General features: G+C 34.4%; 10 protein-coding genes. 3 read left to right on the top strand and 7 right to left on the bottom strand.

Features of this window, described 5'->3' with window-relative positions:
- The first annotated feature begins 271 nt into the window (after positions 1-271).
- The 3 genes from mnmE (at position 272) to MP478_RS01020 (ending at position 3593) form a co-directional block, all read left to right on the top strand.
- Positions 272-1657, top strand: coding sequence for a tRNA uridine-5-carboxymethylaminomethyl(34) synthesis GTPase MnmE (gene mnmE, locus MP478_RS01030; protein WP_257199318.1), 1386 nt, complete (start codon positions 272-274; stop codon positions 1655-1657).
- A 404-nt stretch (positions 1658-2061) separates the two neighbouring features.
- Positions 2062-2367, top strand: a complete 306-nt coding sequence (locus MP478_RS01025) for a helix-turn-helix domain-containing protein (protein ID WP_257199317.1) — start codon at positions 2062-2064, stop codon at positions 2365-2367.
- The gene (locus MP478_RS01020) at positions 2364-3593 is read left to right on the top strand and encodes a type II toxin-antitoxin system HipA family toxin (RefSeq protein WP_257199316.1); all 1230 of its coding nucleotides are present in this window, start codon (positions 2364-2366) and stop codon (positions 3591-3593) included. Before MP478_RS01025 ends, MP478_RS01020 begins: the two co-directional genes overlap by 4 nt.
- Positions 3594-3975: 382 nt before the next feature.
- Here MP478_RS01020 and MP478_RS01015 read toward each other — a convergent pair whose 3' ends face one another.
- The 7 genes from MP478_RS01015 to MP478_RS00985 form a co-directional block, all read right to left on the bottom strand.
- Positions 3976-4617, bottom strand: a complete 642-nt coding sequence (locus MP478_RS01015) for a DUF6134 family protein (protein ID WP_257199315.1) — start codon at positions 4615-4617, stop codon at positions 3976-3978.
- A gap of 907 nt (positions 4618-5524) precedes the next feature.
- Complete coding sequence (locus MP478_RS01010) at positions 5525-5788, bottom strand: hypothetical protein (RefSeq protein WP_257199314.1); 264 nt, start codon at positions 5786-5788, stop codon at positions 5525-5527.
- 718 nt (positions 5789-6506) lie between these two features.
- Entirely contained in the window at positions 6507-7142 is a 636-nt protein-coding gene (locus tag MP478_RS01005; protein ID WP_230041119.1) for a DUF4304 domain-containing protein, read from the bottom strand.
- A gap of 511 nt (positions 7143-7653) precedes the next feature.
- Positions 7654-8568, bottom strand: coding sequence for an AraC family transcriptional regulator (locus MP478_RS01000; RefSeq protein ID WP_257199313.1), 915 nt, complete (start codon positions 8566-8568; stop codon positions 7654-7656).
- A 19-nt stretch (positions 8569-8587) separates the two neighbouring features.
- The gene (locus tag MP478_RS00995; RefSeq protein WP_257199312.1) at positions 8588-9325 is read right to left on the bottom strand and encodes an SDR family oxidoreductase; all 738 of its coding nucleotides are present in this window, start codon (positions 9323-9325) and stop codon (positions 8588-8590) included.
- Between the two features lie 12 nt (positions 9326-9337).
- Positions 9338-10315 carry an aldo/keto reductase gene (locus MP478_RS00990; RefSeq protein WP_257199311.1) on the bottom strand — a complete coding sequence of 326 codons (978 nt, stop codon included), beginning with the start codon at positions 10313-10315 and terminating at the stop codon, positions 9338-9340.
- Between the two features lie 779 nt (positions 10316-11094).
- Positions 11095-14157: a non-ribosomal peptide synthetase gene (locus MP478_RS00985; protein WP_257190613.1), complete on the bottom strand. Its 3063-nt coding sequence runs from the start codon at positions 14155-14157 to the stop codon at positions 11095-11097.
- Positions 14158-14263 lie beyond the last annotated feature (106 nt).

Raw genomic sequence — 14263 nt, 5'->3', positions numbered from 1 at the left:
GAAATAATTCAACAAAAAGAGATTAAAAAACCATATAAATTATTAAAAAACAACAAATTAAAAACAATAATCACTTACACACATTCATTAAACATTTCTTTATTATTTAAATTTCCAATAACAATATCATAAATAATAAAATGACATTTCTCATAATATTTTCCCTCTTTACTTACAGCTACAGAATGTCTTTTCAAACCCAAGAAGATAATAGATAATGTGTATCATAGAATCTGTTAAAAATCTGCAGTAAAAAGCTTAAATTTGCAGCATGAATAACGATACCATTTGTGCACTGGCGACAGCCAATGGAATAGGTGCTTTAGGCATTATCAGAGTTTCGGGAAATGAAGCATTACCAATAGTTCAGAAAAGTTTTCCGGGTAAAAAACTGGAAAAACAAAAATCTCATACCATTCATTATGGATATTTTATGGATGGTGAGGAATCTATTGATGAAGTGATGCTCTCTATTTTTCTGGCACCAAAAAGTTTCACTACAGAAAATTCTGTAGAAATTGCCTTTCACGGTTCCCCACATATTGGAAAACGTATTCTTGAAACCCTGATTAAAAATGGAGCAAGAATGGCTAAGGCAGGAGAATTTACCCTTCGTGCCTTTATTAATGGAAGGATTGACCTATCTCAGGCAGAAGCGATTGCAGATGTTATTGCTTCAGAAAACGAAGCTTCCAGAAAGGTTGCCATTAGCCAGCTGAAAGGGGGAATTACCAACGAAATATCATTCTTAAGAACTGATCTTCTGAATTTTGTTTCTCTTATTGAACTGGAACTTGACTTTGCTGAAGAAGATGTGGAATTTGCTGACAGAACCGCATTAAGTGGACTGCTGGATAAAATCGAACTGAAACTTACTTCTCTTATCGAAAGCTTCCAGTATGGAAATGCCATCAAAAACGGAACTGCTGTTGCCATTATCGGAAAACCCAATGCCGGAAAATCTACCCTTCTTAATGCTCTATTAAAAGAAGAAAGAGCCATTGTAAGCAATATTGCCGGAACAACCAGAGATACTATTGAGGAAGTACTTCACATCAAAGGACACGCCTTCAGATTAATTGATACTGCCGGACTTCGTGAAACCGTAGATGAAATAGAAGCGATAGGAGTAAAAAAAGCCAAAGAAAAAGTTGAAAATGCCAATATCCTGGTCTATCTTGCAGATGCTGCTACAGAAGATTATTCAGAGGATATTGAAATGATCACCTCATTATTGAGAGACGATCTTAAAATTATTATCTGTGCTACAAAAATTGATGAAGTAATTCCTACAAAATATGAAGCTATAGAAGATATCTTCAGAAATGCGTTTACCCATGAATTTGATTTCATAAAAATTTCCGCTGTTGAAAATCAAAATATTCAGGATCTTAAAAATGAATTATCCTCTTATGTTGAGCATTTAAAAACTGAAGAAAGCAATGTGGTTATTACCAACCAGCGTCACTTTGAGGCTTTACACAAATCACTGGATGCTGTACATCAGGTAAAAGAGGCCATTTCTGTTCAGATTTCTACAGAACTTTTAGCGTATGAGCTGAGAAACGCCCTGGAACATCTTGGAACGATATCAGGTGAAGTCACAAACGACGAAATACTGGGAAATATTTTCTCGAAGTTCTGTATCGGGAAATAAATTAGCTTTTCTTTGATTTCTTTTTCTGTCTTTTAGTTAACTATCAAGCAGTGACTTATAAACATATATAGGCTTTACGGCAGGATTTCTAAAACATACAGACATTATATACAATATATTCAAAACCATTATGCAATATAAGCTGTTTCAGAGTAATTATAAATTTGTTTAACTTTTTTCAACAATCAGATCAAAATCCGTATTCAACTGGTTAAACTTTTTTGAATTGATTATTTAATTAAATATTTAAAAACAATCTAATTATAAAACAGTATTTCTTAAATTTTGCAGTGTAATTAGGTGGTTAATTTGACCATGTGTTCCACATATCTTGTAATAATTCCTTATATTTGTAATCCAATAATGTTATTTATTGCTAATTAATTATAATAAATACTACTATTATGTTATTTATTTCTTTGTCTAAAGTTCAAAAAAAACTGATTGATAATACCCGGGAAAGACGATTGCAAATGAATCTAACACAGGAAGGATTGGCTGAAAGATCAGGCGTTCCTTTACCAACTCTGAGGAAATTTGAGCAGAAAGGCTTGATCTCATTGGATTCATTTTTAAAATTGCTTTCAGTTGTTGGTGGTTTAGAAGAAATGGTTGATATTTTAAAACCGAAGGAACAGAGTTTTAAATCTATTGATGATGTACTAAAATCAGTGGAAAAGCCCATTAAAAAAAGAGGAAGCAGAAAATGAAAACATCCATCAAAGAAATAAAAGTAGGATTGAATTTTGGTTCTGGAATTCAACCCGTTGGTCGTTTGGCAATTCGTGATGGTATCACCTATTTTCAATACGATGAAGAATTCCTGCAAACCAATATAGAAATTTCACCTATAAAACTTCCTTTGCAACGAGACGTGATAGAGCTTCCAAGAGATCCATTTGAAGGTTTGGCTGGTGTTTTCAATGATAGCTTGCCCGACGGTTGGGGAAGATTGCTCTTTGATCGTATGCTTCGCTCGGAAGGAATTTCTTCATCTGACATTTCACCACTTGACCGTTTAGCGTACGTTGGATTGCACGGTATGGGCGCATTGATTTATGAGCCGGATCAGAGTCCAGATAGTAGTAATAAGATGATTGATTTGGACGTTTTGGCTACTCAAACAGAAGACGTTTTGCAAGGTGATTCAGAAGAAGTGATCGCAGAACTTTTGGCTTTGAACGGATCCTCTGCTGGAGCACGGCCAAAAGCATTGATTGGCGTTGATGCAGAGAGAAAAAATATATCATACGGAGCGAATTTGTTAAGCGATAATTTTGAACCTTGGATGGTAAAATTTCCAAACTCATTAGATGGAAAAGATGCTGGATCAATAGAATACGTTTACGCTTTAATGGCTGTAGATGCAGGAATTAAAATGCCTGAAGTTCATTTGTTTCCTTCACAGAAAGGGAATGGCTATTTTGCCGTAAAGCGTTTTGATAGAGAAGCAAATCAGCGTCTCCATATGCATACGGTGAGTGGACTCGTTCACAGCAATTTTAGATTTCCATCTCTTGATTATGAAGATTTACTATCATTGACAGCTGTTTTAACCAAAGATATTAGAGAGGTAGAAAAAATGTTTCGGTTGGCAGTTTTCAATGTTATGGCACACAATAGAGACGACCATGCTAAGAATTTTTCGTTTTTGATGAATGAATTTGGTGAATGGAAATTATCACCCGCTTACGACCTTACTTTCTCATCTGGACCAGGTGGCGAACAAAGCACTATGGTAATGGGAGAAGGACGAAATATTACCGTCAAACATCTGAATAAATTAGGAAGGGAAGCCAAACTATCAAAAGAATTCATAGAGAATGTTATTGAGCAAACAAGTTCTGCACTTTGTAAATGGTCAAATCTATCAAAAGATTCTGGAGTTAGTAAATCCAACAGAGAATTAATAAGTAGATTGATTAAAACATTTTAATAGAAAATTTGAGCTTTTCTTGTTAAAATTGTAAATTGTTTTCGTCTTAAAAATAGATAAAAATTGAGGTATACAGGCGAAATGTATCAATTATTACTGATGCTTTCGGGAATTGTCAATTATTTAATTTACAGCAATTTATAAGATTGCAGGTGTACAAAAGTAGTACAAATGCTATTTTTATTTTAACTATGAAATCGATAAAACCCTTTATTCATAGGCGTTTACAAAGACGAAATTCTTGCAAAAACGTAGAAAAAAAAGATGTTGCAGCATCTTAATCCTGTACCACTTTTGTACACCTCGATCTGCATAAACCACCATTAATAAACACTTCTTTAGATATATTGGCAAATAAGCAGCAGCCTATTGTATTGTCCTATTATTGGGGAGCACTATACTTTTTATGGGGTTTATCAGAGTTTGTATCAAGAACAAACTTTAAGTTCGCAAAATCCGTATTGGCTTCAACCAGGGTACAGATTCCATTGTTGTAGGTGTAAGTAGTAGTGTTTCCGTTCGGCAGATTGATCCTGTATTTTTTGGAATTAATCTTCTGAATAGGAATCATTTTTTGGAATTTCTCCGAAAAAACAGATTTTATATTTTGAGGCTCATTAAAATATAAACTTGCAGTAGAGCTGAAAATGGACTGTTTTAGAGAGCCATTAGCTCCATCTTTATCCGAAAGATTGTAAAAACTTCCGTTCCAGGTAGCGGTGTTGTTCACTTTTAGTTTTCCGTTCATTGTTCGGTAAAGTTTGGCCTGCTGTAGAATATTCTGTTTAAAAGTGACATCCATTTTGTCGTAAATTTCAATACTGTAAATTATTTTTACTTTAGCTCGGGATTCAAAAAGGTATTCGGTGATATCGTCTTTTAAAGAACGTTCCACACGGATATTGCCAATGGTTCTATCGTCTTTTATAATAGAATAATTCAAATATTCTTTGGCAATTGATGTTGTAATGTTTGCTTGAAGATTATTGTGCAACAATATCGAAAAAATCAGAAATGCTTTCATTTTTTTATTTTTTTAAATAATAATGGCTTATTTTTATAAGGCTTTCTATTGATGTATATGGGTCCGAAACGAATTTTGATGAGTGAAAAATTTTAATACAAAGTATTTCATATGTACCAAACTGATATTGATTTCAGTTAATTTATCCGCCTGCTCCGAAAGATTCTAATAGGGCAGCTAATCAGAACAGCTACATTTTTCTTCGAACAAATTTGTGAAAATTACTTTTCCTAATCATAATTTGACTCTTGTGTCTGCGATACCTGTTTTTAATTTTTCTACATTCATAATAAAATATTTATGATGCAAAATTAGGCTTAGGAAAGGCTTAGAATGTTCCGCAGGATAAATGCGAACTTATACATTAATACAATTTAACTAATTGAAAATAAACTATTTATTCAAAATACTACGTTCCAATTTATAATTCTGAACGTTGTTTTTTTTAAATTTTGGAAATTTAAGAAGGTAATTTTTTAAAGCCGCTGATGCTGAAGAAAGTATAGTATTTTGAATTCATCGTTTCCTGTTCCCCATTTTTAGAATAATTTGGAACGCAGCCCATTTACCGGCTGTGAGATGAATACAATAACCTAAATTTTTTTTGAAAAATTGGAAAATTGATGCGTTATATTACACTGTTAACAAATTAAACAAAAATAAATAGGTTACAAAATGAAATCGCCATCTCGGTACAGGGATTGAAAAATCCTAAACATTCCAGTACTGTCAAGTATCAAAACATGGTGTACTTTCCGGAAATTGATATACAGGTACAGTGAATTAGTCAATGAAGTCATTTTCGACTTTCCTTTTTCAAATTTTCAAAAAGCAATAACTATAAAAGCTACATAATTGAATCCTATCCAACTTGTTATTGTGGTATCAAATCTGTTTAGTATCGATCTCAAGCTATCAGATAAGCATTTGTTCTTTCTATTGCATATCGTTTTTTGTACAATTGCCCATTGAAGCAATGATCGTTATCTGTATCGGAGTTTCTTTTATTATGAGCAATATTTGTTATTAATCTCAGTTCTAATGTTTTTGAACGTAGATTTTCAGCATCAAATCCGGCATCAAAGTTCAGGAAAAGTCCATCCCATGAAATGCCTGATGCAGGTAAGACTGTTATTTCTGTAAAATGCTTTTTCAATATTAAACAGGTCATTGTGATTCCCACAGACAGGCATCAACATGGCTAAGGGTAGTTCATTTCTAAATATATAGCATTAGTTGTTTTACGCTTTTTCCGACCCCTGATAACCAACCGCTTAACCTCCCTTTAAGGCTAATGTATGGCTGCTATCTGCATCTCCGCTAGATAAATCAATTTTTGATTTATTCTTTTGCACAATACCACTCCAGCAAGCTTCCGATATTCTGGCTTTACACCATTTAGATAATAGCCAAAGACCCTTTTATAATGAAGAACATCGTTGCTAAATAACTGCAATACAGACAAAAGATTCCATTGAAGACCTGTTTTAAGTTTATATAAAATACAGTTAATAATCTCACAAACAGGAAATTTTGATTTAAAGCCTCGTTTTCCGATGGGAATATAAGGTACATTTCTAATTCTTACTTTGTACAAGGGATAGGATTTTTTTGGTTTAGCGACAATAATTTCCGAATCCCTTTTTTTTATTTCTAAATAAGCTATACAATGTTTTTGTAAAGTCAAGATCATTTCAGTAATACGATGGAAACAACCTTCTTAAGATTAAAAAATGGAAAGGATATCTTTACTCAAGTCAGCAACATTTATTGCCTTTGGTTATCTTCAGTCCAACCGTCTTTCCAGTAAGTTTTAAAATAATATATTTTTAGCTTTTTTTCTAAAGATTTTCTTATGTTTTGTTTGTTAGTGTGTGTGAGCAGAAGCACTATTTTCCAAAGTACTTTTTCAATCTTATTTTAATTTTATCTCTGTCTTCTGGAAATGATCCTTTTGGCTTTCTTTCCCAACAATCAAGTCCCTGTTCCAAAGCCCATAATGCTTTATCTCTAAGGCCTGCAATTAAAAAAAAGTCACAAGCTTTATAATGAGAACATTCACTTTCAACAATTTCATTGGCTGCATTTTCCCAATTTGAAAGTCTATCCAAATAAGGTATTCCAATATTTAAAAAGTTTTTTTTTAGCACTGTCATAACATTTTCTCTTTCATTTTCGTCTATAATTTGAAAATGCAATTCTCTTTTGTTATCAATGATTGGGAATTCCCAACCTTTAATATTCCAATCCATTGCTCCACCTAAACTGTCATTTATTGGTTTTTCACAAAATTCTTCCTTATGCCATTTTGAATATACGTTTGAAGACACTCCAAATGATGTCCAAAATTCTGCACATACATACTCTTGATTATATCTATTTAGTTGAAAATTGATAGTCTGAACAAAACCGTTTATTTTTCTCTTAAATATCAAAGTGCTTTTTGAAAATGTAAAACCAATTTGTGTCAATGGTTCAAATAATGTCATTTCAATATTAGTCGTTATTAATTCTCTTGGTTTCATATGGCTCTATGATCTGTAAGTATTTCTGTTCACGTTTTGGGGCTTTGCGTTCGGGCAGAAAATGCGAGTTTGACGAAAGTCAAACCGAGGCACAAAAGCTGATATTATTACTAAAGTTCAATTGAGAAACTGTTAATAGATTTTGCACTCAACCCCTGTCGCAAACCTTTGTTAGCTGTAGTATTTTTCCGAGTTATTTTACTATAAAATTTTTCAACTTATACCATTCGTCAACTCTTCCTCTTGTTTGGTTAATAAAAAAGTAAAGATAAGCAAATCGAGGATATACGGAAGATATTTTAAAATCAAATCGTCATGGACTTTTCACGAAAAGGATATAAGCATGGGGTAAGAAATATCCTCTCGCCGCCAAATTTTGGATAGATAAACTAAAGGTAGTGTCGCGAAGTATTTATTAATAAAATATCTTCCTTTTAACTGAATTAGTCAATCCTTAATCTGACAGTTGCAATAAATTAACAACTAAAAAATAATTAGAGTTATGACTACTTCAATTAAATGAATGTCTGAACTCCAAAGGCGAAATATTGGTCTTTATCTTGAAAAGTTTGCTGAATGATTGTGAATGTTCAAAGCCCAATTCATAAGCAATTTCTGAAACGGATAGATTTGTTGTTGATAATTTTTCTTTGGCTTTTTCTATGATTGCACTCTGAATGTATTGTTGTGTATTTAACCCTGTGAAAGAACGCAACATATCACTCAAATAGCGTTGTGAAAGTTTTAATTCTGAACTGATATATTTCACTGTTGGCAAGCCATTTTTCAGACTATTTTCTCCTTCAAAATAGGTATTCAGAAGTTTGTCCAAAGAAGTAATGATATCGTGATTGACGGCTTTCCTCGTAATAAATTGCCTATTGTAAAAACGATTGCTGTAATTCAACAACAATTCTATTTGAGATACCAAAACATCCTGGCTGAAATTGTCAATATTGTTATCTAATTCATTGACTATTGAAACAAATAAATTGGCTATAATCTCTTTTTCTTTTGCCGATAAAAATAGGGCCTCTGACACATCATAAGAGAAAAAACCATACTGATTTATTGTTTTCCCCAATGGATAATTCCGGATAAAGTCCGAATGGAAATACAAGGCTATACCTTCATAACTTTCTGTATCTTCGGGTGAAAAAACAATTTGTTTAGGCTTCAAAAATGCTAGGCCACCCTCTTCAAAATCGTAATATCCCTGTCCGTATTTTATCTGTCCTTTGAATGTAGGTTTAAAGGAGATCTTGTAAAAATCAAGACTTACTTTTTGTCCTTTTGGAAACACTTCAATCGAAACATTATTATAATCAACCAGCGCAATCAGTGGGTGCAATGGTGCAGGAAGTCCCAATAAGCGAACGAGTTGCGATATACTTTTAATATGGTTGATGTCAGATTGTTGTTGCATTTTTCGTTTACTAATTTAATCAATTTTGTTTTGACGGACGAATAACGATATCGCCAATTTCAACATCATCAGGCTGGCTCATTGCATACATCACAGCATTGGCTATGGCTATGGGGTTTATGCCGATTTGTTCCATTCCTTTTTGAATAGTTATTTTCATTTCTTCGTTTTTTAGGTTGTCCGCAAAATCTGTTTTCACAATTCCGGGCGAAACACCTGTAATTCGTATGTTTCCGTTTGATTCCTGACGAAACGCCTCTGCAATAGTGCGAATGGCATTTTTAGTCCCTGCGTAAACGCCTTGCATGGGCACAATCTTTATTCCTGAAGTTGAAATAATATTGACGATATGTCCAGATTTTTGTTGCTTGAAAACGGTAACTGCAGCCGCCATCCCATACAAAACACCTTTGAGGTTAATGTCGATCATTTCTTCCCAACCTTCAATATCCAATTCGTCAATACGGCTTAGCTGGCTGACACCGGCGTTGTTTACGATGACATCTAATTTTCCGTATTGCTCAACAGCTGTATTAATCAACCGGACTAGATCGGCTTTATTCTTTACATCAATTTGAGTAAAAGTGGCAAAGCCACCTTTACTTTTTATTTCTTCAACAAGCTGCTGTAATTGCTCTGTTCGTCTTGCACCCAAAATAAGCTTTGCACCGTTTTTTGCCAATTCCAGGGCGATGGCTCTACCTATTCCACTACTTGCACCTGTAATAGCAACTACTTTTCCTTTAATATTTTGCATTATTGCCAGTTTTTATTTGTCTATTTGTTTTTCTAAAAATTCGGGATAGCGGTCGCCCATAAGTGTAATTCCATTCACTGTTGTATCAATTTTTGCCAGTTCATCGGCTGTTAACACAACATTTGTACTACCAATGTTTTCTTCTAAACGATGTAATTTTGTAGTTCCGGGGATCGGTACTATCCAGGCCTTTTGAGCTAATAGCCAGGCCAATGCCAATTGTCCGGTCGTAATATTTTTTTGTTGAGCAATCTCAGAAAGCGCATCCACTAAAACCATATTGGATTTTATGTTTTCTTCGCTGAAACGAGGAATAATATTTCTGCGGTCTATATCTGCTAATTTTTTGTTTATGATACCTGTGAGGAAACCTTTGCCCAAAGGACTAAAGGGAACGAAACCAATTCCTAACTCTTCTAAAGTAGGTATGATTTCATTTTCCGGCTCTCGCCAGAACAAAGAGTACTCGCTTTGTAATGCTGATACAGGATGAATGGAATGTGCTTTTCGGATCGTTTTAGCACTTGCTTCAGATAAACCGAAATATTTTACTTTACCCTCTTGTATCAGGTCTTTTACCGTCCCTGCAACATCTTCTATCGGAACATTAGGGTCAACCCTATGCTGATAAAGCAGATCTATATAATCTGTTTTTAGTCTTTTTAGAGATGCTTCTGTTACTGCTCTGATCGTTTCGGGCCTGCTGTCCAGACCTACAGCCGGCCTTGCATCTTTACAGCCAAATTTTGTCGCAATTACTACATCTTTTCTGTAAGGCTGCAACGCCTGGCCAATAAGTTCTTCATTGGTGTAAGGTCCGTATGCTTCCGCAGTATCAAAAAAAGTGACCCCTCTTTCAACGGCATTGCGCAGTAATGTTGTGGCCTCTTTTTTATCAAGACCTTTTCCGTCCAAAAAGTTTAACCCCATACAGCCAAAGCCTAATGCGGAAACTTCCAACCTATTATTCCCTAATTCTCTTTTTTGCATAATTCTATTTTTAATCGTTTGTAACTGACTTAAATTTCAAGTACAAAATTCCTGGTTATAGTTTTATAAAAAGTAGCCGGATTGGTAATTGTTGTAGTCAGATTTTCAAACGTTTTTTAAACACTATAAATAAGTTCTCCACATTATCTAATAATCTGATTAATAGCCTCTCCAACGAGATTGATAGGATTATAGAATGCCTTGAATATTATTTTAAATTGCCTGCTTTGGGTATTTCAGATTATTAGTAAGAAATAGATTTAACGCTGATTGCCCTCCTGGAATATCATATTTTATACATGGTTTTTATAATAGCTAATTTACAGAATATTTTATCCTTATTGAAGTTACCAGAGTGTTTATGGAAAATAGTTACGCGTTTTGCAATTAAAGATTGACACTCTAACTTGACAGCCATTTTGATCTTTTGAACAAGATTTTCAATACATTCTCCATAAATTTTTTTCAAGTGCCGTGAAGCCGTAATCAAAAAAAGGGAAATTCTAATCACAGGTAGTGATTCCCATTCAAGTGGTTAAAACTCATTAATATTGAAAAACATTCCAGATCCATGTAAAATCCTATTTTCTAAACCACCCCGGATAATTTTTTAGCTATGTGAAACAGGCAGCCTTACTTTTGAAATATGACTGCAGCTGCATGTTACACAATACAGCACGCACACTTAACACATTAAACAACAGTAAATTAAATCTAAAACGGTTATTACAAATAAATAAAACTATTTGTAATAACCGAATTAGATATTAAAAATCATATTATATCATCTTCATAAATCGAAGATATGCTTCCATTACCTTTTTGTTAAAAATCGCAGGACGAATATCTGTATCTTTCAAAAAGCGTTCTGTATTATTACTTTTAAAATAGTAAGTATCTTCATAAGCTTCAACAAGGGATTTACCTTCATGTACATCATCAGTGAATAAATAGAGAAGAGAATAGAGCGGTAGTTCCTGATTCCGCCTCCATTGCTCAAACCAATTTTGAAAGTCCATTCCTTTCATTTGCAATCCACAGTAATCGGTTATGCGCACACAAAAATCAGTAAGTGAAAGATCGTGTTCAGGCAATGGATTTAGGTTAAAATTCAAGCCTACAGCATCTTTCTTTTGACTAATATGGGCAATTGCTTTACATACATAATCTACTGTAATTACTTCATCTTTCAGCCCCATCACGTAAGGAAACGCTTTCAATTCAATACAGGAACGCATTAAAGAACTCCACCATTGATTTAAAGGTGTTGCCCCTGTTTCTCCATGGCACACTACAAAACCTAAGCGAAAATTGATTAGAGGAAGCCCTTTGTCCCGGGCCTTGGAAGCCATACTTTCCATCACCCATTTACTTCTGATGTACCCCATATCGCGGCAGACTGCAGGAAGATTCTGCTCTATTGGCTCATCTTCGGTCATCCAGGTTTTTCCTGTAAAACTTCTCCCCCAGCTATATACTCCCATTGAAGAAGAAATGATAAGAAATTTAGTTTTATCATTAACTGCCAGATGTAGTATATTTGCCATACCATCTACGTTTGGTTTTTTGATATGCTCATAGGGCTGAACATAGCTCACATCACTACCCATATGATAGATAACCTGCATATCTTTTGCCAGTTCTCTGTATATGTTTTCCTCAACTCCAAGATTAGGTTTTGTTAGATCTCCTAATATAATTTTAATTTTGTCTTCATACTCTGCTATCCATACTAATTTGAACTTTAAGAATGTACTTTTAATCCGTTCTAAACCGAGCTTTTCATTTTCGGCACGTACTAAGCAATATATGGTAGCGTTAGGGTTTTTGAAGATAAGTTCTTCAAGAAGGTGTGAACCAACGAATCCGGTAACACCTGTAAGAAATATTTTGGAAGGATTACCTAAAACCCGTGGATCAGGCTGTTCTTTAATTTCAAAATCAAAGGGCAGTTCTGAATCTTTTAATAATTGTTCTTCTACCAGACGGGCCTTTTGCTGTTGCGTTGCTTCATTTTTAGCCAAACGATTTTGTGCTTCTTCTACAAAAAGATTAATTGTTGGGAATCGATACAATTCCGGTAATGAAACTTTTTTTCGAACATTCAATGGTAACCGATCGTGCATTTGAGCCAGCATCAAAGAATGCCCTCCCAGTTCAAAAAAGTTATCATTTTCATCAATTTCATCCAGGTTCAGCAAATCCGTCCATATCTCGGTCATTTCCTGTTTTAGATCTGAAGCATTAACCTTTTCTTTGGCTTTCTTACTTACTTGCTGTAGCGGAATATGTAATTTGCTTTTATCAATTTTCCCTGTTAATGTCAGCGGAAGTTTGTCATAAAGAACAATTTTATCGGGAAGCATGTAGGTAGGAAGACTTTGTTTCAATCTTCCTCGTACATCTTCAAGTGTTACATATTCTTTATCAGCATCATAAAGCTCAAGAAAAGCGACAAGTATGGGAAGTCCCTGTTCCGGGCGATGAACTTTTACGGCTGCATTTGCAACTTGTGCAAGCTGTCCTATATGATGTTCAATTTCTTTCAATTCAATTCTGAAACCTCTTAGCTTAACCTGATCATCCAGCCTCCCAACAAATTCAATATTGCCGTCTTCTCTCCAAAATGCGCGGTCACCGGATTTATACAAACGGTATTCTTCCCCATGAATAAATTTTATCCATTCCGGCGCTTCAATAAAAGCTTCTGCAGTTTCCAGAGGCCTATTTATATAACCTTTTGCTAATTGCTTTCCTCCGATGTATATTTCTCCGGTTATACCTTTATGCACTTTTTCAAGATTTTTATCCAATATGTATATTTGAGCGCTTTCTAAAGGTTGTCCTATGATATGGGGGTTTGTATCTTCTATCTTAAACTGATGAGTGACCACACTAACTGTAGTTTCCGTAGGACCATATACGTTGATGAGCCGCACACGATTGCACCAGCTTTTTACCGTTTGTTCTGACGGGGCCTCACCTGCAACTGATAAAGTATGAAGAGATCCAATAGGGAGATCCGTGGGGAGTGTACTCAGTACAGCAGGAGGAAGATACGGAACAGTATCAATTTTATGGTCAATAATAAAATCTAGCAAAGGTTTTCCTATAATTTTATTATCCGGATACAGAACTATAGTTGCACCGGTTAATAAAGGGATCCAGATATCAATGATAGATACATCAAAGCCTATAGAGCTGAATTGGAGTGTTACATCCTTACTGGAAAAGCCCCATAATTCTGTAAAAGCCTGCACAAAGGTTGAGAATGCTTCATGATGAATTTCAACACCTTTTGGTAACCCTGTACTGCCGGAAGTATAGATGATGTATGCTGTCTGCATCGGACTTATATCCTCAGGATTTATGATTTCCATATCCAGCTCTATAGGCTTTGTTTTCCATTCATCTATATTTATCAATCCGGGAACCGTATCTGAAAACTTTTCGATATATGTATTTTCTGTGATAACAAGTTCTGCCTGCGCATCTTCAATCATCATTTTAATTCTATTTTCCGGTAATTGACCATCGATAGGAAGATAAGCAGCTCCTATTTTGAGTACGGCTAAAAAAGATATGATCCTTTCCACAGATTGAGGCATACATACAGCTATAGAAGTTCCACTTTTTAGCTGTAAGGCAATAAGATGCCCTGCCAACTCATCGGACCGGCGGTCAAGTTCTTCATACGAAAGAGATCTATTTTCAGAAATTAGGGCTAATTTTTTTGGAAAGGACCGGCTCACAGTCTTAAAAATAGAAACTACATTTTTAAATTGGTTTTGCTGAGTGTTAAAATCATTATTAACATTCTCATTGGTGATTTGAGTTTTCATTGGAATTAGTTTTGTTTATTGGATATTTATTTATAACACTTTATTAATATATATTAATGTTTAATCTATTTTATATCCTTATTATTAATCTTAAAGTATACACTTC

Origin of the sequence: Chryseobacterium sp. WG14, assembly GCF_024586945.1 — a bacterium.
In the GTDB taxonomy this organism is placed as follows: Bacteria; Bacteroidota; Bacteroidia; order Flavobacteriales; family Weeksellaceae; genus Chryseobacterium.
Note: the sequence above shows the minus strand (reverse complement) of the source record. Positions and strands in the feature narration are given on the sequence as shown.